This is a genomic window from Enterobacter cloacae complex sp. P27C (assembly GCF_014895705.1).
Taxonomy (GTDB): Bacteria; Pseudomonadota; Gammaproteobacteria; order Enterobacterales; family Enterobacteriaceae; genus Enterobacter; species Enterobacter bugandensis.
On sequence record NZ_JADBQB010000031.1, the window covers coordinates 1 to 399 of the forward strand.

General features: G+C 47.1%; 1 tRNA gene. It reads right to left on the reverse strand.

The features are described 5' to 3' along the window. Positions 1 to 210 precede the first annotated feature (210 nt). Positions 211 to 286: transfer RNA gene (locus IM291_RS21835), tRNA-Glu, on the reverse strand. Positions 287 to 399: the final 113 nt, after the last annotated feature.

The window sequence follows — 399 nt, forward strand, 5'->3', positions numbered from 1 at the left end:
ACGCTTAGTCGCTTAACCTCACAACCCGAAGATGTTTCTTTCGATTCATCATCGACTTGCGAAAATTTGAGAGACTCAAACACACATAACATGTGTGTCGTTTCAATTTTCAGCTTGATCCAGATTTTTAAAGAGCAAATATCTCAAACATGACTCGCAAGTCAGTTTTGAGATATGACGGCAGGTGACTTTCACTCACGAACCAGCAAGTGGCGTCCCCTAGGGGATTCGAACCCCTGTTACCGCCGTGAAAGGGCGGTGTCCTGGGCCTCTAGACGAAGGGGACACTGAAGTCTCAATCGCAAGACGCCTTGCTGTTTACTTTTCATCAGACAATCTGTGTGAGCACTGCAAAGGCAGGTTCTTTAAGGTAAGGAGGTGATCCAACCGCAGGTTCCC